Here is a 25,750-nt window from a genome sequence, read left to right as displayed (position 1 = left end):
CCGGGATAGTTGCTCGATTTACAACGGAGAGGGAACGATGCCACAGGCTTTAGTAACCGGCGGCAGGGGCTTCATCGGCTCACAACTGGTGCGCACTCTGGTGCGCGGCGGATGGCAGGTGCGCGTGCTCGATCTGCCCACAACGCCGCACGACGCGCTTCAGGGCGTGGAACACGAATTCTACGGCGCGGACATCACCGACCCGCAGAGCTTCGGCGCGGCGTTCAAGGGTGTGGACGCGGTGTTCCACTTGGCGGCGATCCCCCGCGACTGGGGCCCGGCCAAGCTGTTCTTCGCCGTTAACCGCGACGGCACGCGCAACGTGCTGCAGGCGGCGATCGACGCCGGGGTCGAGCGCTTCGTGCAGATGAGCTCCCTGGCCGTGCACAAGTACCGACCCTACTTCGAGGCCGACGAGAACGCGCCGTGCGACGCGACCTATCCGCCCTACGCCACGAGCAAGATCGCGGCCGAGCGCATTGTGCGCGACTACCAGGATCGCGGGCTGATCCAGACCACCATCGTCCGGCCGGGGATGGTGATCTTCGGGCCGTGGGATCGCATGGCCTTCGTGCCGATGGTCGACGCCTTGCGCAAGGGGCAGTTCGGTTTTGTCAACGGCGGCCGCGGACGCTTCTGCTACTCCTACGTGGAGAACCTGACCGCGGGAATGGTGCGCGCGGCCAAGAGCGAGGAGGCGGCCGGTGGAACGTTCGTGCTGGCCGACGACGGCGCGATTAGCTGGCGCGAGTACGCAACGGCGATCTGCGATGCGTTGGACTTCAAGCAATCCAAGCTGAGTTTGCCCTATCCGCTGCTGGTGCCGCTGGCCGGGGCGATGCACCTGGGCGCGCACTTGGTGCGCTCCAAGGCCGGGCCGCCGCTGACCCTCTACCGCATTAAGGTCGCCTCGTGCGATTTGCATTGGTCCAATGCGCACGCCAAACAGGTGTTCGGCTACGACCCGACCGTGGGCTTTGCCCAAGGGTTGCAGCGCACCATCGACTGGTATCGCGAGCACTACCCGACAGGCTAACCGCGAAATTCAACTCGCGGCGGCTTCCTATTCAGTCGCCTAGTTCGGTTCCCGGATCGACGTGGCAGCCGCTGAGGAACGTGCAGCACTCCAACGGCTTGCGCCCCTCGAGCTGCAGGCGAGTGATGCGCAGGCAGCCGCGGCCGCAGGCCACCAGCAATCCTGAGGCCTCGCTTTTAAGAACCGTCCCGGGCTGGGCCGGATCGCAGTCGGACTCGGCGCAGGCCTCGATCACTTTGAGCAGCTTGCCGTCGAGATATGTGTAGCAGCCGGGCCAGGGCGTGAATCCGCGCAGGCGCGAGGCGATCAGCGCGGCGTTCAGCGACCAGTCGATCAGACCGTCGGACTTGCGCAAAATCGGCGCAGCGCTCGATAGGGATTCTTCCTGGGGCACGGGCTCGAGGGTCCCGGCCTTGAGCCCTTTGATCGCCTCGGGCAGCAGCGCGGCGCCCAGGGCCGCCAGGCGCACGGTGAGCTGCTGGGCAGTCTCGTGCGGCCCGATGGCAAGCTCGCGCTGCAGCAGCAGCGGTCCGGTATCCATCCCCTGGTCCATCAGCATGATCGTCGCGCCGCTGACCTGCTCGCCGTTGGCCACGGCCCACTGGATCGGCGCGGCGCCGCGATACTTGGGCAGCAGGCTGGTGTGCACGTTGAGACAACCGTGAAGCGGAATCTGCAGCAGCTCGGGTTTGAGAATCCGGCCGAAGGCGGCCACCACGAACAGCTCGGCGTTGAACGACTGCAGCCACTGAACCAGCTCCGGGTCGCGCATCCGTTCGGGCTGACGCAGGGGCAGGCCCTTGGTCTGGGCCACGATTTTAACCTGGGTCGGATGAAGATTGCGGCCGCGTCCGGCCGGCCGGTCGGGCTGGCTGACGCAGGCCACCACGCGATCCGGCCCCTCAAACAGGGCATCGAGCACCACCCGTGAGACCGCGTCGGTGCCGAAAAAGACTATTTTCCAGGGTTGAGTTTGCATGCCAGGCAAGGCGGGTCTATTCGTTTTCAAGCTGTTGCTTGCGGTACTCCTTGAGCAGCAGCTTGCGTTTGAGCGGGCTGAGCCGCTCGAAGAACAGCAGGCCGTCGAGGTGGTCGATCTCGTGCTGGAAGGCCACGGCCAGAAAGTCCTCGACGTCGTAGCGTAGCGGTTCGCCGTTGATGTCCAGCCCGCTGACCACCACGTGCACGGCGCGCTGGACCTCCTCGTTCATCCCCGGCACCGACAGGCAGCCCTCATCCCAGGAGATGCTCCCCTCGGAGCTTTCGATCACCGGGTTGACGATCTGAATCAGGCCCGATCCTCCCTGATCGACCGGTCCGATGTCGATCACCACCGCGCGCAGGTTGACCCCGAGCTGGGGGGCGGCCAGGCCCACACCGGGCGCGGCGTACATCGTCTCGGCTAGGTCGCGCAATAGTTTGCGCACCTCGTCGTTGACCTCGGGGAGCGGATCGCTGGGCCTGCTCAACCTTGGGTCGGGATGGGTGATTACCTCGCGTAGCGCCATTGTAAAATCCTAGGCCGCCTTGCTCTGGGGGTCCAACGGCAGCTCGATGCGCATCGTGGTGCCGGTGCCGACCACGCTGGTGGCCGAGATCCGGCCGCGATGGTCGCGGATGATGCTGTCCGAGATCGACAGCCCCAGGCCCGTGCCGTCGCCGACCTTCTTGGTGGTGAAGAACGGGTCGAAGATCTGTTTGAGTTTTTCCTCGTCGATCCCGCGTCCGCTGTCGGAGATTTCGACGATTACGTGGTCGTCCTGGGCGTGGGTTTTGATCGTGATCGTGCCCGGACTGTCGATCGACTGGATCGCATTGTGCAGCACGTTCATGAACACCTGGTTGAGCTTGCCCGCGTTGCCGATCACCGTGGGCAGCTCGCCGAACTCGCGGACGATCTCGACCTTGTTCTTGTACTCGTGGAACAGCAGGTTCAGCGTGCTCTCGACTCCCTCGTGGATGTCGACGGTGCCCATCTCCATCTTGTCCACCCGCGAGAAGGTGCGCAGGTCCTGGACGATGGTCTTCATCCGCTCGGCGCCGCGGGTGACATTCTTGACGATCTTGGTCAGATCCTCGTACACATACTCGAAGTTGACCTCTTCCTTGATCTGCTCGATACGCTCGTGGTCCTGATCGGCCATCGGGATCTTTTCCAGCTCGTTGATGATCCGCACCAGGGCCTGGACGTTCTCGTCCATCAACTGCATCGAGCCGTAGATGAAGTTCAGCGGGTTGTTGATCTCGTGGGCGATGCCGGCCACAAGAATGCCCAGCGAGGCCATCTTCTCGGTCTGGTAGAGCTGGCTCTGGGTGCGCTTGAGCTCCTCGTAGGCGCTTTGCAGCTGTTCGTTGGTCTGGCGCAGCTCCTCGTTGGCCACGGCCAGCTCGCGGCTGTGCGCCTCGACCGAACGCTGGAGTTTGATGCGCTGCGTCACGTCGCGCGCCAGCTCAATGCCGGCGATGATCTCGCCGGTCTCGTCGACGATCGGGCTGCCGGTGTTCTCGTAGTACTGCAGGCGTCCGTGTTTGTCGTAGACCCGGCGTAGCGAGCGCGGCACCTCGCCGGTCTCGAACGAGGCCAGCACCGGGCAGCCGGGGCAGGGCTCGGCGCGGTGCTCATAGACCTCGTGACAGCGGTGCCCGCGGTGGTCGCCGAACACGTCGCGGATCGCGTCGTTGACGTAGATGATCCGCATGTCGCGGTCGACGATCGTGATCCCGTCGCCGATCGAACGCAGGAACGCCTCGGTGCGCCGCTGTTCGGCCACCAGCTCGCCCTGCAGCTTGTTGCGCAGCTTGGACTCGAGGTCCGAGCGCTTCTGGGTCAACAGCTCGGCCAGCGACCTGATCCGCTCTTCGATATCGTTCCAAGGCCCCAGTGCGTTTACCTGCGGCGGCGACTGCTCGCCGTTGATCACGCCGTCGAGCATCCCGATCGTGCGCTCGATCGGCGTCCACAGACGGCGCACCAGCACGTAGGAGAGTAGGAAGATCAATCCCGAGAGCAGGGTCAGCGGCATCAGCAGGCGCCAGTAGGTATCGGAATCCGATCCCGGCGGAACCAGCAGCGGCACGATGATCGCCAAGATCACCAGCGGCGTGATTCCGAGGGTGACGCTCAGCGCCAGGGCGCGGCGAACGTTGTGCTCGCGCCAGCGGATCCAGATCGCCTCGCGGCTGAGCCGCATGTAGAACAGCAGGCAGGTCAGCGACAGCGCCGCGGCGACGATCACCGTCACGAACAACGGCCGGGTGGACTGGGACGATCCCTGGATCCAGGAGACCGCCGAGAACACGGCCGCCAGCGCGATCGGCGCGATCGAGCCGACGATCAGCGCGATTTTCAACAGCCGCCGTTGGGGCGTGTCAGGTCGGCTCGACTGTTTGTTCATCGCTCTCGTCAAGATCCTCGTCGCCGAAGGATGTGATCCGGTCCCGTCCGCTGTTCTTGGCCTCGTACATCGCCGAGTCGGCCATGCGGATCAGGTCGTCCTTGGTCCAGACCTCGGGATTAGGGTAGCCCGAAATCCCGACGCTGACCGTAACGTTGGCCGAACCCTTGGAGGAGACGAAGCTGTAGCCGCGAATATCGGCGTGGATCCGTTGGGCCATCTGTTGCGCGCGCTTGAGCCCGGTGTGCGGCAGGATCATCAGGAACTCGTCGCCGCCGTAACGGCTGGGCAGGTCGGTCTCGCGGATGTTGCTGCGGATGATGTCGGCCACGCGCTTGAGCACCGCGTCGCCGAACAGGTGGCCGTAGTTGTCGTTGATGTCCTTGAACTTGTCCAGGTCGAGCATCAGCAGCGACATCTTCAGGTCGTAGCGTTTGGCGCGGCCGATCTCGGCCTCGAGCAGCGTCTGCATGTGGCGATGATTGTAAAAGCCGGTCAGTCCGTCGGTGATCGAGAGGTGTTGAAGCTTCTTGTTGGCGGCCTCGAGCTTGAGGTTTTTCTGGCGGATCTCCTCTTGGGCGCGCAGCAGCTCGAGGTTGGCCTGGGCGAACTTCTCGCTCATCTCGACCGCGATGTCTTTTTGGCGGCGGAACTCCTCGGCCATCTTCTCGAGCTTGGCGCGCTGGGCCTCGATCTCATCGTTCTTTTCGACCAGCTCCTTGTTGATGCGCAGCAGGTCGTCGGTGAGCATGATGTTGCGCATCTTCAGGTCGTAGCGCTCCAGCTCAAGCTCGACCACCTTTTTAATTTCGCGCGGGTCCCAGGGCTTGGACGCGTAGCGATGCACGCGGCCCTGGTTGATCGCATCGATGGCCGTGCGTGCGTCGTCGTAGCCGGTTATCAACATGCGGATCATGTCCGGGTAGGCCTCGGTGGTGCGCGCGAGCAGCTCGGTGCCCTGCATGCCGGGCATGCGCTGGTCGGTGATGATCATGTGGATCTCATCGCTGTCCAGGTGCAGCAGCGCTTCCTCGGCATTGCGCGCCTTCAAGATCTTGTTGTCGCGGCGCAACGTAGCCTCGAGCAGATCGAGGTTCTCCTGCTCATCGTCAACGATCAGAATTGTGTGTCTTTTTTCCGACATTAATACCTATCCGCTAAGTCAAACAATTATCAGAACATAGAAATCGGGTCAACGTCGGGTTGAATACGTACGCCACTGATTTTGATCGATTTGGCCGCCCGTCGCAAGAGCTGAGAGACGAACGGCGAAAGCGCCTTGGTTCCCCGGCCGCGCAGCAGCACCTGCCAGCGATAGCGCCCGCGGACTTTGCTCACCAGCGCCGGGGCCGGACCCAGCACGTCGATCCAGCCCGCGCTGCGCCTGGCCAGCACCCGCGCGATCTCGGCCAGGGCGTTGGCATAGTCCGCGGCCTTGATCGGGCTGGTGGCCGAGAGCCTGACCAACGCCAGCCTGCCAAACGGCGGATAGTCCGCCTCGCGGCGCATCTGAAGCTCGCAATCGAGCAAGCCGATGAGGTCGTGGGCCGCCGCGGCCTTGATCGCGTAGTGTTCCGGCGCGTAGGTCTGCCACAGCACCAGGCCCGCGTCGTCGCCGCGTCCGGCGCGGCCCGAGACCTGCACCAACTGCGAATAGGTGCGCTCGGCCGCGCGAAAGTCGGGCAGGGCCAGCGACTGGTCGGCCAGCAGCACGCCGACCAGCGTGACGTTGGGGAAATCATGCCCCTTGGCCACCATCTGTGTGCCGATCATCACGTCGTGCTCGCCGCGGGCAAATGAGCCCAGCGCGCGTTCGTACCCGGCGCGGCCGCGGGTCGTGTCGCGGTCCAGGCGCAACACGCGGGCTTTTGGGAACAGCTCCTCGACCTGCTGCTGCACCGACTGGGTGCCCGGCGGGCCGAATACGAACTGCGTGCCGCCGCATTGCGGGCACTTGGTCGGCGCGTCCTGAACCTGGTCGCAATAGTGGCAGTGCAGTCGCGAGGTGCTGCGATGCAGCACCAGGCTGATCGAGCAGTTGCGGCAGCTCGGCACGTGGCCGCACTGGGCGCAAAGCACGAACCCGGCCGACCCGCGACGGTTGATGAACAGGATCGACTGGCGCCCGGCTCGCAGAGTGTTTTCCAATCCGGCGATCAGCTCGTCACTCAGCGCCGGAGCCGCGCCTTGAGGATCGGGCGGCCGCCCCTGCATGTCGATCACCCGAATCTCGGGCAACGGCCGATCGTCGATGCGTTTGCTGAGCACGAACGGCTCGAGTTTGCCGCGCTGCACGTTGTACAAGCTCTCCAGGCTCGGCGTGGCTGATCCGAGCACCGCCAGCGCCCCGGCCTGCCTCGCCGCGACCAGCGCCAGGTCGCGGGCGTTGTAGGCCACGCCGTCCTCCTGCTTGAACGAGGTCTCGTGTTCCTCGTCGACCACCACCAGCCCCAGGTCGCGCAGCGGCGCGAACAGCGCGGAACGCGCGCCGATCACCAGCCGCACCTTGCCCGAGAGGATCGAGCGCCAGGAAGCCAGCCGTTCCGATGGCGTCAATCCCGAGTGCAGCACCGCGATTTGGCCCTCGATGCGGCAGGCGAAGCGGCTGACCAGCTGCGGGGTCAGCGAGATTTCGGGTACGATCACGCAGGCCGATAGACCCAGCTCCAGCGCACGCTGCGTCAACCGCACGTAGATCTCGGTCTTGCCCGAGCCGGTCACTCCGCGCAGCAGACAGGGCCGAAACTCGCGTTTCTCCAACGCCGGCTCGAGCTGGTCCAGCGCCATTTGCTGCTCGTCGCTGAGCTGTGCGGGCTCGTCCGCCGCCAGGTCGGCGCAGGCCTCGGGGCCGCGCGGCGCGTCTTCGTTGTGAAACTCGATCAGCCCCTTGTCGCGCAGCGTACGCAGGCTCGCGGCGCAGGGGCCGATGATCCGCGCCAGCTCCGCGGCGAAGATCCGTCCGCCGCCGCCGGCCAGCGCGGCGAGCACCGCGGCTTGACGCGGCGCGCGGTGGACCAGTTGCTCCACGTCGAGTTCCGCACCCTCGGCGCTGAGGGTCACCACCCGCGCGCTACGCGGCCTGACGCTGGGCTTGAGCCGCTCGATGGGCTCGATCCAGCCCTGGCGCTGCATCTGCAACAGGTGGCGGTGACGTGCACCGTGTACCGCTTTGATCAGGCTCTGGGCCGAGCGCGGCCCGCGCGAGGCCAAGGCGAGCAGCGCGCGTTCGAGCTTGTCCGGCGCATTGTGCATCGCCGCACGCCCCAGCTCGGTGAGCTCCAGGGCGCGGTAACTCTCGACGTTGACTCCCGGCGGCAGCATCGTGCGCAGCACCTCGCCCAGCGGCGCGACGTAGTAGCTCGCGGCGAAACGCGCCAGCTCGAGCAGCTCGGGGGTGATCAGCGGCTCGGGGTCGAGCACGTCGCGCACCTCCTTCATCGTCACCTCGGCCACGGGCACGCCGGGGCCGATCACCATTCCGGTCACCAGCCGACGTCCCAGGGGCACCAGCACCCGGCGGTAGTCGAGCTCGGTATCGGCGAGCTCGTCGCCGACGATGTAGGTGAATGTGCGCTCTACCTTTGAGAGGATCGCGACTTCTACCAGCCGTCCCTTGGAAGACTCACGCGGTCGGTTGGTCACTGATGATCCGCCTGAACAGCTCTTCGAGCTTGGGCCGCATCGCCGGGTCCTTCATCGCGTGCATGATGTTGGCCTGGATGAAGCCGAAGACGTCCCCGGCGTCGTAGCGGTCGCCGTCGAACTCGTAGGCCAGCACGCCCTGGCTGCGGTTGAGCCGAACCAGCGCGTCGGTGAGCTGGATCTCGCCGCCCACGCCCGCGCGCTGGCTCTTGAGCAGCCGGAAGATCTGCGGCGGTAAAATGTAGTGGCCGATGATCGCCATGTTGCCCGGCGCATCTTCGGGCTTGGGCTTTTCGACCATCTGCTTGACCTGGATCACGCGCTTGTCGATCCGCGGCCCGGCCACGATCCCGTAGCGATCGACCTGATCGTGCGGCACGGGGAAGGTCGCCACCACCGCCTTGTGGTACTTGTTCCAGACACGCATCATCTGCTTGATGCACGGCACCTTGCTGTCGATCATGTCATCGCCCAGCAGCACGGCGAACGGCTCGTCGCCCACCAGGTCCGCGGCCTGCAAGATAGCGTGTCCCAGGCCCAGCTGGTGCTTCTGCCGCACGCTGACGATCTCGACCATCTCCGAGAGTTGCCGCATCTGGGCCAGGCGTTCGGTGTCGCCCTTGCGCTCGAGGAACGATTGCAGCGACAGGTTGTGGTCGAAATAGTCGAGGATCGAATCCTTGCCCGAGCTGGTGACGAAGATCACGCGTTCGATGCCCGAGAGCGCCGCCTCCTCCACGATGTAGTGGATGATCGGCTTGGCGTAAACCGGCAGCAGCTCCTTGGCTACGACCTTGGTTGCGGGCAGGAATCGCGTTCCCTGACCAGCGCAGGGGATGACGGCCTTTTTAATCTTCACCGCTGACCTCCTTGTTTCCGGCATACGCTATCGGATCGACAAATCGAATGCAAAATCGAACCAGCGTCCCAATGGTCCGTTATAATCAACGTTCAACAACGCATTATAACAACCGTGCGGCGCTTAGGTCCCACAACGATGTTTAGGCTTGATCCGGGGGCGGAACTTTATGCGCGTTGTATGGTCTAGTATGTAAAAGACTCAACCATGCAATTGGGGGCGAAGATGCGGCATCGGCTGATCGCGGTTCTCTCGCTGGTACTGATGATGCTCATGCTCGGCGCGCCGATCGGGGCCGCCCAATCCGCGGACATGCCCAAGCTGCCCGACAGCGCGTTGATGATCCCCTGGTCCGATTTCCAGCAGATCCTCGACCGGCTGCTGCAGCTCAAACAGCAGACGCCCTTGCCCGATCCGCCGCTGGACGCGCTGGTTTCCTCCGCGATCTACCGCGCCGCGGCCTCGGGCGACAGCGTGCTGATCGAGGCCGAGCTCGAGCTGGTTGTGCTCAAGCCAGTGGGCTGGGCCGAGGTGCCGCTGCTGCCCACGGGGCTGGCAGTGGACAGCGTATTGCTCGACGGCCGTCCGGGGAACTTCAGCGTGCGCGACGGACGGCTGAGCCTGATCATCGATTCCCCCGGACCGCACCGCGCTCTGGCGCGGTTCTCCGTGCCGCTGAGCACCGCCGGCGGGCCCAGCGGTTTCAGCTTCGCGATTTTGCCGACCCCGGCCACGCGGCTCGAGGTCGAGCTGCCCGGAGCGGATTACACCGTGCGCGTAGAGCCCGGCGGAGTTGCGCGCGTGGTGCGACGCGATGGCCGCAGCCTGGCGCTGACCGCGTTGCCGCCCTCGAACTCGGTGTCGGTGCGCTTCCAGCGGCTGGTGGCCGACGACGGCGAACGCCAGGCGCGGGTCTCGGCCACGGTGGAGACCATGGCCGCAGTGGGCGAGGGGCTGTTGAGCTACCGCACGCAGGTCAACTACGAAATTCTGCACAGTCCGCTGAGCAGCTTTAAGGTCAAGCTGCCCGCGGGCCTGAGCGTGATCGACGTGATCGGCGAGGGCGTGCGCGACTGGAACGTTTCAAAGCTCGACGATGGAACATTGGTCGATGTGCGCACCACATTCGAGGTCGTTGGCGGCTACAGCCTGACCGTGCTCAGCGAACGCCAAGTGGGCGACGCGGGCGCCGGCGATAAGCTCGTGCTCGGCGCGCCCGAGGCGCTCGAGATCAGCCGGATGGTCGGTTACCTGGCGGTCACCGCGCGCACCAACATCGGCGTGATGGTCGACAACGTGGAGGGCATGCAGCCGATCGACCCCAGCGAACTGCCCGACGGGCTGCGCATGCTCTACGGCGCGCCGGTGCTCGAGGGCTTCAAATATCTGCGCGGCGGCGGCAAGGCCGAGGTCTCCACCGTGCGCCACCGCGACCAGGCGGTGCTTACCGCGCTGGTGGAGAACGCCGAAGCGCGGATCATGCTCGTGGAAGAGGGGCACCTGGTGGGCCTGCTCAAGCTGACGATCCGCAACAAGCGCCGCCAGTACCTCAAACTGAGCATGCCCCAAGACGCCGAGCTGTGGGCGACCTACCTCGACGGCGGGCCGGTCAAACCCGCGGTCGACGCAAAGGGCGATATTCTGATCCCGATTCCCCGCTCGGACGGCGCCACGGATCAGGGCCAGACCTTCAGCGTCGAACTGATCTGGCGTCAGGAGCTTACAAAGCTCGGAGTGCTGGGCACGCGCGAACTGCTGCTGCCCGCGCCCGACCTGTACGTCAACCAGATCAGCGTCGAGCTCTACCTGCCGCCGGGCAGGCGCTACATGCGTTTCGAGGGCAACCTGGGTTCGGAGTCGCGGCGCGGCATGACCTGGGACGTTGATCTGGACAAGTCGCGAATCAACGCCGACCAGAGCGGTCGAGGCTTCGATATGAAGTCGATTAGCCAGTCCAACGTGTACGACGATTACTTCCTGATCGAGTCGCGCGGCGGCCTGAGCACGGGCGCTTTGCCGGTGCAGGTGCAGATTCCCTGGCAGGGCCAGCGCTTCGGATTTACGCGCAGCATTATGGACGAGGGCGAGCAGGGCCTGGTCGAGTTCAACTTCGTCAACCGGAAACTGGCGTCCTGGGCCAGGTTGATCGGTCTGTTGGCGCTGTTCTTCGCGCTGCTGTCCATCGGCTTTACCCTGATCGGACGCAGCGGCCTGATGCCGCCGCTCAAGCGACGGCCGAGCGTTTCAGCCTGGCTGGCCGCACTGCTGATCTATTCGGTCCAGGTAGTGTTGCGCGGATTCATCATGGCCGACCTGGTCTGCATCGTAGTGCTTACGCTGCTGACCTTGTTGGTCAGCATACTGGTTACGCGGCTGGGCGCTGAGTTGCGCAAGCGGGCCAAGACCGTGCGTCAGGCCGTGCCAATGCCGCCAGCCGTTCCACCGATCCAAACGCCGCCGCCGATCGCGGGAGCGCCGTATCGAACGACTCCCGAGAAAAGCTCCGACGATCAGGAGCAGGACTCGTGAGGGGCCGGGCGTGGTTGGTTGTGTTGGCGCTCTTAGCGTTGTGCGTCGCGCCGGCACTGGCCGATTCGGGCGTGCCCACGTTGCCGCACAGCCAGGTGACCGTCCCCTGGGAGGAGTTTGCAAAAATCATCGAGCTGCTGCGGACCAAACCGCCGGTTGAGCAGCCCGATCCGCCTCAGCCTTGGGGCTTGGGCGTGGCGCGCGTGCGCGGCGCATTGGTCGGCGAGGTGCTTGAGGCGCGGATCGATTTGGAGCTGAGTGTATTCAGCGACGAGTGGGTCAGCGTGCCGGTGCTGCCGGCCAACGCGCCGTTGATCCAGGCTAGGCTTGACGGACGCCCCGCGCCCTTGGCGCGTCAATCCGACGGACTGGCGCTGGTGCTCTACGGTCGCGGCACGCATCAGCTGAGCCTGCTGATGCGCGCGGCAGCTCCCCAACGACCCGGTCCGAACAACGCGCTGCTGCCGCTGGTGCCGCGCATCGGTGCGGAGGTCGAGATCGATTTGCCGCAGCGGCTGACCGACGTGACGATCGAGGGTGCGGTGGGCACGCGCGTGGCCGACGGCACGTACCTCGCGGTGCTGCCCGAAGGGCGGCGGCTGGTGCTGCGCTACACCGTTCCGCTGGAGGGCGAACTGGCCCAGCCCGAGCAGAAGCTGCCGCCCAAGGTCGTGGCCGACGTGCAGACCCTGCTGACTCTGGACGAGGGCCTGGTGCGCGCCGACGCCTGGGTTCACTACAACGTGCGTCACTCGCCGGTTTCGAATTTCTCGCTCGAACTTCCCGCGGGCTTTGAGGTAGCGACGGTGGAGGGCGAGGGGATCGCAGGCTGGAAAGTGCTCGAAGTCGATGGTGCGACAATCCTCGAGGCGCAGGTCGGGTTCGAGGTCGAGGGCGACTACCTGCTCAAGCTGCGGCTCGAGCGCAGCACTGAAAGCTCGAACTTCGACGTGCGCACCCCGCTGGTGCACGCGCGCTCAGTGGAGCGCGAGAGCGGCGTGCTGGCGGTCCAGGCTCAGGGCGGCGTGGAGGTCACCCCGGGCGAGATCGGCGAAGCGTTGCCGGTCGATCCCAAGGAACTGCCGCCGCAACTTGTGGCGCGCGCGCAGAATCCGATTCTCTTCGGCTACCGCTACGTGCGGCCGCCGCAGATCTCCCTGAACGTAGTGCGTCACGAAAGCGCGCCGGTGCTCGAGGCGGCCGTGGATAACGCCAACCTGGTCTGCCAGGTGACCGATGACGGCAAGAGCGTGACCCGCGCTCAATACTGGGTGCGCAACAACCGCAAACAGTTCCTCGAGGTGCTCTTGCCTCAAGGATCGGTGCTCTGGAGCGCGTTTGTCGACGGCAATCCGGTCAAGCCCTCCATCGCATCCAGGGGCACTGAACAAGACGAGGCGCGACTACTCGTGCCGCTGAAGAAGTCCGAGCCCGGCGAGGGCGAGCTGCGACCGTTCGAGGTCGAGCTGATCTACTTCACGCCCATCGATCAGATGGACGCCATCGGCTCGCTGGAGCTTTTAACGCCGGTTCTGGAACTGCCGATCTCAATGATGGCGATCACCGCCTACCTTCCGCAGCGCTTCGACTATCTACACGTGGGCGGCAGCATGGACCCGCCGTTGCAGCCGGTCGTATCGCACGGCCCGCTGGGATTGCTCTCACGGTTCGGGGTCGGGAGGAACAAGATGCTCTCCGCGCCCGCGTCGGACGAGTTGAAAGTGTCGGCACCATCGCAGGACCAGACCGAGATGCTGATGTATCGCCAGTCGATGGCCGAGTTGGACAACCGCCAGCGCGTGGCCGAGGAGGAGTTCAGCGGCGAGGTGGCGCGCAAGGTCACGACCTCCAGCGGCAGTCTGCCCGCGCGGTTCAGCCTACCGCAGGCAGGGCAGCCGCTGCGCCGGATCAAGGTGCTGGTGATGCAGGACGCTCCCACGGTCAAACTGATCTATGCCGGAGCGTTCGGCGCCTGGGTGCTCAAGCTGCTGGCGATGGTCGCCGGACTGCAACTGGCCCTGCGCGCCATCGGACACGCTCGGCGGCGTCTGGACCGTGAGCACGGCACAATGCGCAACAACGCGCTGTCCGCGCTCTGGCTGGCGTTGGCGCTGGGTCTGCCCGCGGGGCTCGAGATCGGCTGGGGCTGGGTCGTGTTCGGAATCGTAATCGGGATCGCTGTCGCGGTATTCAAGTTGCGCCGGCAGCGCGGCAAAGCCTCCGCCTGAGCCGATTACTCGAACGCGTCGGCTGGGGCAAAGAGCACTCCATAGCGCGAGCTGATCAGTAGATTGCCCTGGCCGTCGGGCAGCAATCCGCGTGTTTCGCAACCGCAACGCAGCTCGCCGATTTTCTCCAGACTGTCCGGATCCAGGGCGTAAGTCCGTCCGTTGAAGAAGTCGGCCGCGTAGACCCGGTCGGTGATCGGGTCGAAGGCCACCTCGCGAATCCCGCTGTGGCGGAAGACGTTGATTATTTGCAGCGTTTCCAGGTCGATGGACACCAGGCCGTTGAGCAGCTGTCCGACATAGGCGATATTGCGTTGCGGGTCGATGGCTAGGCCGTAGTTGTAGGGGCCGATTAAGGCCCGGCGTCGGATCTCGAGGGTCTCGGGGTCGATCTCGGCGATATGAAATCCGGGGAAGTAGCCGCGGCGGTTCTCCACAACGTAGAGGCTTGTGCGGTCCGGGCCCCAGGCCATGGAGGCCGGCGCCACGAGCTGATTTTCGTAGGTGCGCGAGACGAACGACTCGAAGTCATCAAGATTGCAGCCTACGATCGTGCCGGGCATGCGCGCGCTGGCGTAGAGCCTGCCGCCCTCGGGATCGAGCAGGATGTGGTTGTAGCGCCGCCCGCTGAAACTGTCGGGCAGGTTGAACATGCGTACTATCGACAGTGGTTGCTGGCTGAAAACCAGCGGCGTGGGATTGCCGTTGGAATAGACCAGGCCGTCGATCGGGTTGACCTCGAGCCGTACGATCCACGAGCCGACCTCGGGCTGGTAGTTTTCGATCTCGCCGTTTTGACGATCGATGCGGTACAGCCCGGGCATTGTGCGGTGCTTGAGCGAGTAATAGAGCAGGCGTCCATCAGCCGATAGCGCCATGCCGTAGGCCGGAAGCTCGGTCAACACCTCCCAGCGCGCGCCCGGCGGCATCTGGGCTGAAAGCGGGTCAAGAGTGCACGAGGGTTTGACCGCGCTGGCGCCAAGCGCAAACAGCGCAGCCGTGCTCAGCAGCAGCGACAGCGATCTGCGCCAGGATAGTTTGAACGCGCCCAGAAAGGTCAGCACCGCAGTACACAGCGCCAGGCCGGCCAGGCGCGGCCACAGCACACCGTTGCCCAGCGCATAGCCCAGGGCGCAGGTCAACGCAACCGCCAAGGCCGCGGGGATCAGCGAGCCGGCAAGCAGCCGCAGACCCTTGAATCGAGCGTTGACGATTGCTGCGCAGGCCGCAATGGCCAGGACCGTGGGCAGCAGATAGGGCCAGACGCCGCTGGCCAGCAGGTTCTCGCGCCAGCCGAGCACGAACAGGCCGCCCAGCATCAGGCTGAGCACCAGCGCAATGAAGCGGCCGGCGCGGGAGTAGCGATCAGGCTTGCTCGAGAGCAGCGCGACGATCAGCCGCAGGGGTATGGCGAACACCAACAGCACGCCGATGGCCAACAGCGCGAAGATCATCAGGAAGGTCATCACGAACTGCGCGTCAGGGCTGTTGTAGAACCAATCAACGAGCCACTGCGCCACGGCGCTGTCAGGTCCGAGCCAGATTCGGCTGCCCATCGGCTGTCTCCACTCTCAGTACGCGCTGTGCAAACATTGACGGTCTTGGAAAGTCGGGGCGGGCGGATTCGAACCGCCGACTTCCTGCTCCCAAAGCAGGCGCGCTACCAGGCTGCGCCACGCCCCGAATCCGCGATCTTCTAGCATGCCCCCTCGCGCCCTACAAGCGCGATCGTTGATTTTTGCACATCCTTCTGGTATCCACAAAACCCACCTGCGCGGGGTCAAATTGAAACCTTCTGTCAGTACCCATCTGTTCGCCATGAACGAACTCGAACGCGGCCAGCTTGAGGCCATGCGCGGCCAAGGCTTTGAGCGCGTGGAGATCTGGGGCATGGCCCCACACTTCGACGCGCGTGACGACGCGCGGGTCGAGCTGCTCGACGCCTGGCTTTCCGAGATGGACATGGTAGCCGCTACCTATCATGCGCCGTTCTACAACCGTTTCGGCAGCCCGGATTTCAAGCTCTACTCTTTGGCCACCGAGGACCAGGCTCTGTTGCGAGAGTCCATCGACGCCACCCGCAGGGCGATCGAGGTCGCGGGCTTTCTGGGCAGCGACCTGGTGGTCGTACACGGCCCCGGAGGCGTCGACGACAGCGGCCCGGAATGCGTGCGGCACTTTATCGAATCACTCGCCGAGCTCTCGCAGGTTGCACAACGCGTGGGCGTGCGCATCGGCGTGGAAAACGTCATCACCGACGAGAGCCGGGCCGAACGGCTGGTGGAGCTGATCGAGGACCTGGGCGCGGGTAACGTCGGCCTGTGTCTGGACTTGGGACACCTCAACGTGGAGCAGGATCTATTGTCTGGACTCGAGGCGGGATCCGATCTGCTGCTCTCGGTGCACATCTCGGACAACCACGGTGAGCGCGACGAGCACCTGATCCCAGGCCGCGGGAATATCGACTGGGGTGAGGCAAGCGATAAGCTTGGTTCCATGCCGCGGCTGGCCCACATGGTGCTCGAGGTGATGTCGCACAACGCCGGCGCGCCGGTAGAGGATCCGCTGGTGCAACAAAGTCTGCAAGCACTCGAACAATGCTGGCGGCGCTTTTTCACGGAGACGAAATGAGCTTGAAGCCCGAGCAACTTGATTCACTGATCAACCGGCTGTTTCGTACTGCGGTCGACGGCGTGGAGCTGGCGCGTTTACCCGGCGACGCCTCGGACCGCAACTACTACCGGCTGAGCGCCGATCGCGGCGGCCGTATCTCGTCCTACGTGGTGATGCAGATCCTCGATCTGCCCAACAAGCTGCACTCCGAGGAGGTCATGCTGTACCACGACGAGAACGGCGAGCTGCCGTTCATCAACATCCACCGACACCTTTCGCACGCCGGCATCCCGGTACCGCAGGTCATGCTCTACGACGCGGTCCAGGGGCTGATGGTGCTCGAGGATCTGGGCGACGTCATGTTGCAGGACCTGGCGCTGACCGTCGAAAGCGCGCGGCGCATTGAGCTGTATTGCGCGGCGCTGGACATTTTGGTGCAGATCCACCGTCGCGCCACCAAGCTGCTCGACGGCTCGGACTGCATGGCAACGGAGCAGCGCTTTAACACTGCGATGTACCAATGGGAGTTCGAGCACTTCATCGAGTACGGTGTGGAGGCGCGCGGCGGTGTGAAAATCGAGCCCGCGGTCCGCGAGCGGGTCAAGGAAATTTTCGCCCACTACAGCCGCGAGCTCGACGCGCTGCCCGTGGTCTTCACTCATCGCGACTTTCACAGCCGCAATATAATGCTGCTCGACGATGGACGAATGCGGGTGATCGACTTCCAGGACGCGCTGCTCGCGCCGCGCGTCTACGACCTGGCGAGCTTGCTCTACGACAGCTACGTCGAACTGCCCGAGGAGCAGATCTACCAGTTGCTGGACTACTACGATCGGGCCACGGCCGACGAGCCGGACCGCAAGGAGCAGGGCGAGCTGCGTTTGCATTTCGAGATGGCCGCGGTCCAGCGCAATCTCAAGGCCGCCGGACGCTTCGTTTACATCCAGTGCGTCAAGGGGAACGACTCGCTGGTCAAGTACGTGCCACAGACCCTGGGCTACGTGCGGCGCAACCTGCCCAAGCTGCCCCGCGGCGCCGAGGCGCTGGAGCTGCTGGCGCCCTATGTCGGGGAATGGCGGGACTGAGCCGATGCGGGCGATGGTCCTCGCCGCGGGTCTGGGCACGCGCCTGCGGCCACTGACCGACCTGCTGCCCAAGCCGCTGGCGCCGCTGCTCAACCGGCCGCTGATCGACTGGGTGCTCGACGATCTGGAGTCCGCGGGCGTGACGCGCTGCGTGATCAACGCGCATCATTTGCCCGAGCTGCTCAGCGAACAACTGGCACAACGCCGGGGCATGCAAATCGAGATCAGCCGCGAGTCACAGATTTTGGGCACGGGAGGAGGATTGCTCAAGGCGCGTGCAGCGCTGGGCAGCGAGCCGTTCATCGTGCAGAACAGCGACTGCCTGCTCAGACCGGACTATAATCGACTCTACAAGTTCCATTGCCAAAGCCGGGCGCTGGCCACGTTGCTGATCATGCGCCACCCGCAGCAGCGCAGCTACGGCGAGGTGCGGACCGACGTTGCGGGCCGCGTGATCGACATCGCCGGGCTGATCGGATCGAGCGTCGAATCCGCGCAGTCCGGGATGTTCGTGGGCGTTCACGTGCTCTCGCCGCAGATTTTCGACCACGCGCCAGCGGGCAAAACAGTGTTCGGCGTGGTGCGCGATTTATACGTGCCGCTGATCAAACGCGGCGCGCTGATCCAGGCCATGCTCTACGAGGGAGAGTTCGTTGACGTGGGTACGATCGAGGGGTTTGTCGTGGCTAATCTTTGGGCGCTGGAGCAAATCGACCGGCTCTACACGCGGGCGCTGGAGGATCATCGCAGCCCGCAGCCGGGAGTGTATCTGCATCGCAGCGCGCGGATCGATCCTGCGGCGGAGCTGCGGCCGCCGTTGTTGATCGGCGCGCAATGTACGGTGGAGGGCAACACGCGAATCGGGCCGCGGGTCGTGATCGGCCAAGGGTCCGCGGTGGAGCCCGGCGCGCGGATCGAGCACGCGGTGATGTTGCCGCAGAGCCGAGTGCCCGGTGGTAGACTTATCAACAGTCAGTTGATCATGCCCGCAAAGGAGGGCTGAGCGTGTCCGGCGACAAGGATCTGTTCGACGCCTCGGGAATGCTAAACACCCTCGCGCCGCTGGCCGAGCGCATGCGGCCGCGCAGCCTGGACGAGGTGGTGGGACAAACGCAACTGCTCGCCCCGGAAAGCCTGCTGCGACAGGCCGTGGAATCGGGCAACCTGCCGAGCATCATCTTTTGGGGGCCGCCGGGCTGCGGCAAGACCACGTTGGCGCGGATTTTGGCCGAGGGGACGGGCGCGGCGTTTGTCTCCTTCTCCGCAGTGCTCTCGGGCGTGGCCGAGGTGCGCAAGGTGATCTCCGAGGCCCGCGATCGCGGCCGGATGACCGGCCAGCGCACCGTGTTGTTCGTGGACGAGATCCACCGCTTTAACAAGGCGCAGCAGGATAGTTTCCTGCCGCACGTGGAGAGCGGGGTGATCGTACTCATCGGCGCGACCACCGAGAACCCGAGCTTCGAGGTGATCTCGGCTCTGCGCTCGCGCTGTCGCGTGATGACACTCGAGCCGCTGGAGGCCGAGCAGATCCAGCTGCTGGTGCAGCGGGCGCTGGGTGATTCAAAGCACGGATTTGGCGCGCTGAAGATCGCGGCCGAGCCCGAGGCGTTGCGGATGATCGCCGAGGCCTCCCACGGCGACGCGCGCGTGGCGCTCAACGCGCTGGAGGTTGTGGCCTCGTCCAAGCTTCCGCTGCGCGACGGCTCGCCCTTGATCGATGTTAAAGCCGCGGCCGCCGCGTTGGCCGGGGAGGGCGCGCGGCGTTACGACAAATCGGGCGACGAGCACTACAACGTGATCTCCGCGTTCATTAAGTCGATGCGCGGCTCGGACCCCGATGCGGCGCTGTACTACCTGGCGCGAATGATCGACGCGGGCGAGGATCCGCTGTTCATCGCCCGCCGACTGCTGATCTTCGCCAGCGAGGACGTGGGCCTGGCCGACCCCTACGCCCTGCCGATCGCCAACGCCGTGGCCCAGGCCGTGCACATGCTGGGCATGCCCGAGGGGCGCATTCCGCTGGCCCACGCCACGGTCCACCTGGCGTGCGCGCCCAAGTCCAACTCGGCCTATGCCGGGCTCAACAGCGCCCTGGCCGACGTTGGGCAACACGGCGCGCTGGAGGTGCCGCTGCATCTGCGCAACGCGCCGACCAGCCTGATGAAGGAGCTGGGCTACCACGATGGCTATCGCTATGCCCACGATTTCGACGGCGGGCAGGTCGAGCAGCAACACCTGCCCGAGCGGCTGAAGAACAAGCGCTACTTTCGGCCCAAGGAGATCGGCTACGAGCGAAGGATCAAGGAGCGGCTCGAGGAGTGGAGCAAGCAGCGGCAACGTCCGAAAAAAGACGAGCCGAACAAGTAACAATTTTGGGAACTGAGCCCCCGGGGAATACTACTCGCCGAATTGATCGTTGTTGAGAGCCAAGCGCGCGGCCCCGACCATTCCCGCATCGTTACCAAGCTGTGCGCGGCCGAGTTTGACGCGCTGGGCCGGAATGCGGAACGTGCGAAGCGTAATTTCGCTCCGGATGTGCGTTTCGAGCAGATCGTACGACGCGCCGACCCCGCCGCCGAACAGGAACAGCTCGACGTTGAGCACGTTGAGCACCGCCGAACAACTGCGCCCCAACGCCTCGCCCGCCTCGCGATAAACCTGCGCGGCCTGCGCATCGCCCTCCAGCGCCGCCTGGGCGATGACCTTGGCGTTGATAGATTGCAGGTCGCCCGCCGCCAGCTCGAGCATCAGCCTTCCGCCGCCAAGCTCGATCAACTGCCGTGCGCGCCGAACCATGGCCGGAGCGCTGGCGAACTGCTCGGCACAGCCGTGGCTGCCGCAGCCGCAGGCCGGGCCGTCGGGATCAACGCAGATGTGCCCGGCCTCGGAGGCCATGCCGAACGCGCCGCGCCACAGCCGACCATCGAGGATCAGCCCCGAGCCGACCCCCGTGCCCAGGGTGTAGAGCATCATGTGCTTGAAGCTGCGGCCGCCGCCGATCCAGTGTTCGCCAACCGCTGCCGCGTTGGCGTCGTTCTCCAAAAAGACCGGCAGGTCGCAGGCCGCGACCAGCGGCGAGCGTAAATCCACGTCGATCCAGCCCGGGAAGTTGGGGCTCTGGCTGATCCGCGCGCGGTCCTCGTAGATCCCGCCGGGAACGCCCAGCCCCGCTCCCACGCAATCCAACCCCAGTACGGCGGCGCGCTGTTTGAGAGCGTTGATCCGCTGGGCCAGCCGTTGCGCGACCTGCTCTACATCGAGCGGCCCGGTGGGCTCGGAGCCGCGCTGGATGATTTTGCCGGACTCGTCGACCAGCCCGTACTTAATACGGCTGCCGCCCAGGTCGATGGCAATCGCGCTGCGCATGTTCAGGCCTCCAGGTAGTAGACGCCGTCGAGGTGGCGCATTGCCTCGGCGTGATCTAGGCCGTAGCCCACGATGAAGTGGTCGCCGACCTCGAAGCCGATAAGCTCGGGCTCGAAGAGCACCTCGCGGCGCTCGCGTTTGTCAAACAGCGCGCAGCAGATCAGCTTTTGCGCGCCGAGCTCGCGTAGCCGGTTGCTCAGTGCAAGCATGGTGCGGCCGCTGTCGCAGATGTCGTCCACCAGCAGCACGCTTCGTCCCTCGAGCGCCACCTCGGGCTCGAGCGTGATGCGCACCTCGCCGCTGCTGCTTGTGGCGTTGCCGTAGCTCGCGGCGCGCATGAAATCAACTGCGCAGGGGGTGTCCATCGCGCGCAACAGGTCGGCGGCGAACACGAAGGCGCCCTTGAGCACCACAACCATCAGCGGCGGCGGATCGCTCGGCGGTGTGAGCATGGCGTCGATCCGCTGCGCTAGCTGCGCCACGCGCTGCGCGATCTGCTCTGCGTCCTTGATCTTGATCAGTCCCATTGGCTCTGCATTTTATATGTCCCCAAGGCCGGACGCCAGATCCTTGCGGGCTCAAGCGCAGGGGTGCTACAAACAGGCGATGAATCCACGCCGCGACAAGCTGCTGATTGCCCTATCTGTGGGTCTGCCCGCCCTGGTGCTCTATCAGCTGACCTGCGGCGATACGGTCTTCTGGCAGGACAGCGGCGTATTCCTCGCCGCGGTGCACGACCTGGGAGTGGCCTATCAGCCGGGATTCCCGCTGTACGTGCTGCTGGCCAAACTTTGCACGCTGTTGCTGTTCTTCGTGCCCTTTGTGCGTGCGGTGACCGCGTTCTCCAGCTTGTGCGCGGCAGGGGCCGCCGTAATCTGCGCGATCACGGTATATGACCTGCTGGCCGAAAAGAGTTCGCGTTCAGTGGCCGCGGCCGCGGGCCTGATCGTCGGCTGGCACGCGGCCCTGGGCTACAGCATGTGGTACCAGGCCAACAACGCCGAGGTCTACACCTTCCACGCCCTGCTGTGGTGCGCCACGCTGTACTTCGTGCTGGTGCCCCTGGCTTATGCAAAAAGTCCGGAGCGTGCCCGCGCAAAAAACTCGCTGATAGCGGCCTGCGCGCTGTTCGGCCTGGGCCTGGCCAACCACCCATCGATGTTCCTGCTCGCGCCGCTGATGCTCGTTGCGGCGATTGTCTTTGTGCTGCGCTTTTATCGCGACCAAACACGGCGCGGCGTGCGCACGGTGCTGATCGCCTCGGGGATCGGGCTGCTGTGCGCGGCGCTGCCCTACGTTGCGCTGCCGTTGTTCGCCATGGGCGATCCCTATTTGGTGATGGGCGACGTCACGAGCTGGGGCGGCTTTATCGAGCACGTGACCATGAGCACCTTCGTGGGTAAGGAGGCCAACTTCGGCTACGCGCCGCAGCGGCCGGGCTACCTGCTGACCGAGCTGTGGTGGCAATACCGCTGGTCCGTGGGGCTACTCGGGCTCGGCGCCTTGATCGCGGCGTTCAAAAGTACACGGCTGTTGCTGTTGTGCCTGCTCGCCGCGCTGCCGTTGACCGTGGTCGATCTGCTGTACATCAAGGGCGGCGAATGGGACATGTGGCTGATCGCGACCTGGATCAGCCTGGCCCCGCTGTTGGGCCTGGCAATCGCGTCGCTGATCGGCTGGGCCGCAAGGTGGCGGTTGCTGAGCGCCGCACTGTGCGTTGTCGTGGCCCTGGGCGCGCTGCTGCCCCAGGCCCTGGAAAATTTCCCCTACGTGGATCGTCGCGGCAACTACGACGCCCGCGACTTTGCCATGAACCACCTGCACAAGCTTCCGCGCGGTGCAGTTTTGATCGCCAAGGGCGACCCGGTCTGCTCGACCCTGTCCTACCTGCAGGGCGTGGAGCACGTGCGGTCCGACGTCAAGCTGATCTGGTACCCGATGCTCGGCAAGCCGTGGTATCGGCGTTGGGCGGCCAAGCGTTTCCCCGAGCTGCGCTTTTCATTGAGCAACACGCTGATGCCCCAGCAGCGCGCGGCGCAGGTTTTCATCGCCGACAACCTGCCGCGCCGCAGGATCTTTCTCAACCAGATATACACCGACCTTCCCGGTCCGCCGCAATTCTTCTATCAGGTGCCCTCCGGGACCCTGGCGGAAATCCGTCGCACAGATCCGCAGACCCTGGACCGTGCGATGTGGGACTACCGCCATTCAGATCCGCTGTGGCTGGACCGACCGGCGCGGCCCCACGGCCATCGTCGCCGGGTTAAGGACGGAGTGAACCAGAGCCTGCGCCTGACCTACGAGCACGACATGCTGATGTTCGAGATCCAGGGCTGGTTGGACTGGTCGCGCTACAACATGGCGCACCAGATGCCGCAGTTGGCGATCGAGGGCTATCAGCGGATCTTCGAGCTCGCGCCGTGGTTTAACGACATCAACGCGCTGAACATGTTCGTAATGGCGTTTTACAACACGGGCCGTTACGAGCGCTGCCGCGAGATCCTTGAACAAATTATCGAACTCGATCCGAGCTGGCCCCCTGCCTACGTTACGCTTAGCGAGGTCCAGCGCAAGCTCGGCCGGATCGAACAGTCGCGTCGCAGCCTGGACCACGCCCTGGCCCTGGACCCGCAGATATTACAGAGGATGGGTATTGAGCCTTAGCGGCTGAGTCGGCGCACGCCGATCAATGCAATGCCCAGCAGAGTCAGCAGCTGGGGAATCACAAACACGATGGCGTAGAACAGCAGCCCGGCCTGGGCCGGCTGAAGCATGAACGCGCTGCTCTGGTAGCGGTTGGGGATGACCTCGATCGGCTCGGATTCGCAAAGCCAGCTCAGCGCGTTGACAAACAGCGAGGCGTTGTCGCGCCCCAGGGTGATCAGCTCGTCGCCCGCGAAATCCGAGTCGCCGACCACCACTATCCGCGTTTGTGCGCCGCCGGGCTGCAGGCGTTCGATCGCCGCGGCCAGCGACACGGGTCCGGCCAGATCCAACTCGCCCAGCTCGATCTGCTGTTGCTGCATCAAGGCAACTAGGTCGGTCTCGGCCCACGATGATTTGCCCGAGCTGATCAGGGCGGTGACGTAGGTGCTTTCGGGCTTGGTCTGTTTTGGGATTACGGCGCGCGCCAGCACGAACACCACGCCGTCGCGCACCTTGGATGTGATGGCGTGCGAGGCCGCGTCAGTGGCGATGAACTCGATGCCCAGGGTCGGGCCCTGGAACAGCCGCAGGCTCTCCTCGATGATTACGCAGTCGGGCAGGTCCACGCCGTAGTCGGACAGCAGTGGCTCGAGTCCGCTGATGATCATCGGTTCGAGCATCGTCAGCAAACGTCCGCCGCCGGACAGGTAGTCGGAGATCGCGCGCAACTCGCTTTGGGCGAGCTGCTGGGTCGGCCCGGCGATCACCAGCGCCCGGGCGTCGCTCGGCACATCTCCGGCGGTCAGCAGGTCCAGGGGCGCGACTTGATAGTTCTCGTTGCGTAGCCGATCGGCGGCCGACTGCATGCTGCGCTGCTGCTGCGTCTGCTCGGCGGGTCGTTGAAGCGGCGCCTCGCCGTGACCCTGGAGAAAGTAGACCGCGCCGCGCTCGCCCTGGGTGACGTTGAGGATCGCATTGGTGATCTGCGCCTCGTCCGGCTGCTCAAGCACGTGGCGCGAATCGTTGTAGAGCACGGCCAAGCCCGTGTGCTCGTCCAGGCCGTACTGCCGGGCGAGCAGCGGGTTGCGGATCGGGTCGATGAAGCGCACCTGCACCTGTTCCGAGGCGCGTTCGTACAGCCCGAGTACGCGCTGGGCGTCGGGCTTGTAGGGGTCGGAGTCGGGGAAGAACGCCAGCACCTGCACCGGCGCGTCGAGTTTGCCCAGCACCTCGTCGGTGCGCGCGCTCAGCGTGTTGACCTGGGCGCCGGTCAGATCCCAGCTGTGGTTGAAGTGGCGCGCGCTGAGAAAGTTGACCAGGCCCAGGCCGGCCAGCACCAGCAGCGTGTAGAGCAGGCTGTACAACGCGAAACGCGAGCGGGCGCTGCTGATCCACTGGCCCAGGGAGGCCAGCCGCGCGACAGTGCCCGCGATTAACAGCACCAGCCCCAGCCCGAGGAATCCCAGCGAGAGCAAAATCGTCTGCGGCACGAACAGCAGGTTGATTACGCCGAAGACCAGCAGGATCAGCCCCTCGGCCTGGAGCACCTTGAACAGCATGCCGCCGCTTAAGCGCGCCATCGGGCCGACTCCAGGCTGCGCTGCGAGAGGAAGTTGAACAGCAAAATGAAGCTGACGAAGTAGACCAGGTGTCGTGTGTCGATCAGCCCGTTGATGAAGTCCGGGAAGTGGTCGTTGAGCGAGATGTAGCTTAAAAGCTGCGAGAGCCGGAAGATCAGCGGCGAGGGATCGGAGGCCAGGTGTTCGCCTAGGGCCGAGACGATCCACAGCATCAGAAACGCGGCAAAGGTCAGCACCGCGGCCACGATCTGGTTCTTGGTCAGCGATGAGATGAAACAGCCCGTGGCAATGAACGCGCCGCCCATTAGCAACAGTCCCAAATAGCCGCTGAGCATCACGCCCAGGTCCGGATCGGAGAGCCGCCGCAGCAGCAGCGGCCCGGGCAGGGTCAGGGCCAGGGCGATGCAGAAGAAAATCAGCGTGCCCAGAAACTTGCCCCAGACCACCTGCTCGACGCGGATCGGCGCGGTGAGCAGCAGCTCGTCGGTCCCCTGTTTGCGCTCCTCGGCATAGGTGCGCATGGTGACGAAGGGGATGATGAACAGGATCAGTACGCTCAGCAGTCCGAAGAACTCGGACAGCACGTACTCGGTGACGTTGAGCTCGGGCATCTGCCAGCCGTACTCCTGCAGCGCCGCGCCGTATTCCTGGAGGATCAGGAAGAAGAACAGGCCGGAGAGCATCAGAAAGCAGACCAGCACCACGTAGGCGATCGGCTGGGTGAACAACGTTCCCAGCTCCTTGCGCGCGATGGTGAGGGTTGCGCCCATT

General features: G+C 64.8%; 19 protein-coding genes and 1 tRNA gene. 8 read left to right on the top strand and 12 right to left on the bottom strand.

Features of this window, described 5'->3' with window-relative positions; genetic code table 11:
• Window positions 1-37: 37 nt before the first annotated feature.
• Window positions 38-1,036 (top strand): NAD-dependent epimerase/dehydratase family protein, encoded by a 999-nt coding sequence (locus tag P9M14_18705; protein MDP8257781.1) that lies wholly within the window; start codon window positions 38-40, stop codon window positions 1,034-1,036.
• Between the two features lie 31 nt (window positions 1,037-1,067).
• Here P9M14_18705 and fmt read toward each other — a convergent pair whose 3' ends face one another.
• The 6 genes from fmt to galU are packed head-to-tail and all read right to left on the bottom strand — an operon-like array spanning window position 1,068 to window position 8,932.
• Entirely contained in the window at window positions 1,068-2,045 is a 978-nt protein-coding gene (gene fmt, locus P9M14_18700; GenBank protein ID MDP8257780.1) for a methionyl-tRNA formyltransferase, read from the bottom strand.
• Window positions 2,032-2,544: a peptide deformylase gene (gene def / locus P9M14_18695; protein ID MDP8257779.1), complete on the bottom strand. Its 513-nt coding sequence runs from the start codon at window positions 2,542-2,544 to the stop codon at window positions 2,032-2,034. The genes fmt and def overlap by 14 nt, the downstream gene beginning before the upstream one ends.
• A 9-nt stretch (window positions 2,545-2,553) precedes the next feature.
• Entirely contained in the window at window positions 2,554-4,431 is a 1,878-nt protein-coding gene (locus P9M14_18690) for an ATP-binding protein (GenBank protein MDP8257778.1), read from the bottom strand.
• Window positions 4,406-5,575, bottom strand: a complete 1,170-nt coding sequence (locus tag P9M14_18685) for a diguanylate cyclase (GenBank protein ID MDP8257777.1) — start codon at window positions 5,573-5,575, stop codon at window positions 4,406-4,408. The genes P9M14_18690 and P9M14_18685 overlap by 26 nt, the downstream gene beginning before the upstream one ends.
• Before the next feature lie 29 nt (window positions 5,576-5,604).
• On the bottom strand, window positions 5,605-8,073 hold the full coding sequence (gene priA / locus P9M14_18680; GenBank protein MDP8257776.1) for a primosomal protein N': 2,469 nt from the start codon (window positions 8,071-8,073) through the stop codon (window positions 5,605-5,607).
• On the bottom strand, window positions 8,054-8,932 hold the full coding sequence (gene galU / locus P9M14_18675) for a UTP--glucose-1-phosphate uridylyltransferase GalU (GenBank protein ID MDP8257775.1): 879 nt from the start codon (window positions 8,930-8,932) through the stop codon (window positions 8,054-8,056). Before galU ends, priA begins: the two co-directional genes overlap by 20 nt.
• A gap of 225 nt (window positions 8,933-9,157) precedes the next feature.
• Here galU and P9M14_18670 point away from each other — a divergent pair, with 225 nt between their 5' ends.
• Both P9M14_18670 and P9M14_18665 read left to right on the top strand, forming a co-directional pair.
• Entirely contained in the window at window positions 9,158-11,461 is a 2,304-nt protein-coding gene (locus tag P9M14_18670) for a hypothetical protein (protein ID MDP8257774.1), read from the top strand.
• Window positions 11,458-13,689, top strand: coding sequence for a hypothetical protein (locus P9M14_18665; protein MDP8257773.1), 2,232 nt, complete (start codon window positions 11,458-11,460; stop codon window positions 13,687-13,689). Before P9M14_18670 ends, P9M14_18665 begins: the two co-directional genes overlap by 4 nt.
• 5 nt (window positions 13,690-13,694) lie before the next feature.
• Here P9M14_18665 and P9M14_18660 read toward each other — a convergent pair whose 3' ends face one another.
• Window positions 13,695-15,245 carry a YncE family protein gene (locus P9M14_18660; GenBank protein MDP8257772.1) on the bottom strand — a complete coding sequence of 517 codons (1,551 nt, stop codon included), beginning with the start codon at window positions 15,243-15,245 and terminating at the stop codon, window positions 13,695-13,697.
• 53 nt (window positions 15,246-15,298) lie between these two features.
• Window positions 15,299-15,372 (bottom strand) — tRNA-Pro (locus P9M14_18655).
• Window positions 15,373-15,474: 102 nt separating this feature from the next.
• Between P9M14_18655 and P9M14_18650 the strand changes: the two genes are divergently transcribed.
• The 4 genes from P9M14_18650 to P9M14_18635 are packed head-to-tail and all read left to right on the top strand — an operon-like array spanning window position 15,475 to window position 19,754.
• Complete coding sequence (locus tag P9M14_18650) at window positions 15,475-16,320, top strand: sugar phosphate isomerase/epimerase family protein (GenBank protein MDP8257771.1); 846 nt, start codon at window positions 15,475-15,477, stop codon at window positions 16,318-16,320.
• Window positions 16,317-17,387: a phosphotransferase gene (locus P9M14_18645; GenBank protein MDP8257770.1), complete on the top strand. Its 1,071-nt coding sequence runs from the start codon at window positions 16,317-16,319 to the stop codon at window positions 17,385-17,387. Before P9M14_18650 ends, P9M14_18645 begins: the two co-directional genes overlap by 4 nt.
• Window positions 17,388-17,391: 4 nt before the next feature.
• A complete protein-coding gene (locus P9M14_18640) occupies window positions 17,392-18,390 on the top strand; it encodes an NDP-sugar synthase (GenBank protein MDP8257769.1) in 999 nt (332 codons plus the stop codon).
• Between the two features lie 2 nt (window positions 18,391-18,392).
• Complete coding sequence (locus tag P9M14_18635; protein MDP8257768.1) at window positions 18,393-19,754, top strand: replication-associated recombination protein A; 1,362 nt, start codon at window positions 18,393-18,395, stop codon at window positions 19,752-19,754.
• 30 nt (window positions 19,755-19,784) lie between these two features.
• On the opposite strand, the gene P9M14_18630 is transcribed toward P9M14_18635, so the two are convergent.
• On the bottom strand, window positions 19,785-20,753 hold the full coding sequence (locus P9M14_18630; protein ID MDP8257767.1) for an ROK family protein: 969 nt from the start codon (window positions 20,751-20,753) through the stop codon (window positions 19,785-19,787).
• A gap of 2 nt (window positions 20,754-20,755) precedes the next feature.
• Window positions 20,756-21,280, bottom strand: coding sequence for a hypoxanthine phosphoribosyltransferase (hpt, locus tag P9M14_18625; protein MDP8257766.1), 525 nt, complete (start codon window positions 21,278-21,280; stop codon window positions 20,756-20,758).
• A gap of 79 nt (window positions 21,281-21,359) precedes the next feature.
• Here hpt and P9M14_18620 point away from each other — a divergent pair, with 79 nt between their 5' ends.
• A complete protein-coding gene (locus tag P9M14_18620; GenBank protein MDP8257765.1) occupies window positions 21,360-23,417 on the top strand; it encodes a DUF2723 domain-containing protein in 2,058 nt (685 codons plus the stop codon).
• Here P9M14_18620 and P9M14_18615 read toward each other — a convergent pair.
• Entirely contained in the window at window positions 23,414-24,979 is a 1,566-nt protein-coding gene (locus P9M14_18615) for a GldG family protein (protein MDP8257764.1), read from the bottom strand. The genes P9M14_18620 and P9M14_18615 overlap by 4 nt on opposite strands.
• Window positions 24,967-25,749 carry an ABC transporter permease gene (locus P9M14_18610; GenBank protein ID MDP8257763.1) on the bottom strand — a complete coding sequence of 261 codons (783 nt, stop codon included), beginning with the start codon at window positions 25,747-25,749 and terminating at the stop codon, window positions 24,967-24,969. The genes P9M14_18615 and P9M14_18610 overlap by 13 nt, the downstream gene beginning before the upstream one ends.
• Window position 25,750 lies beyond the last annotated feature (1 nt).

The organism is Candidatus Alcyoniella australis (assembly GCA_030765605.1).
Classification (GTDB): domain Bacteria; phylum Lernaellota; class Lernaellaia; order JAVCCG01; family Alcyoniellaceae; genus Alcyoniella; species Alcyoniella australis.
Note: the sequence above shows the minus strand (reverse complement) of the source record. Positions and strands in the feature narration are given on the sequence as shown.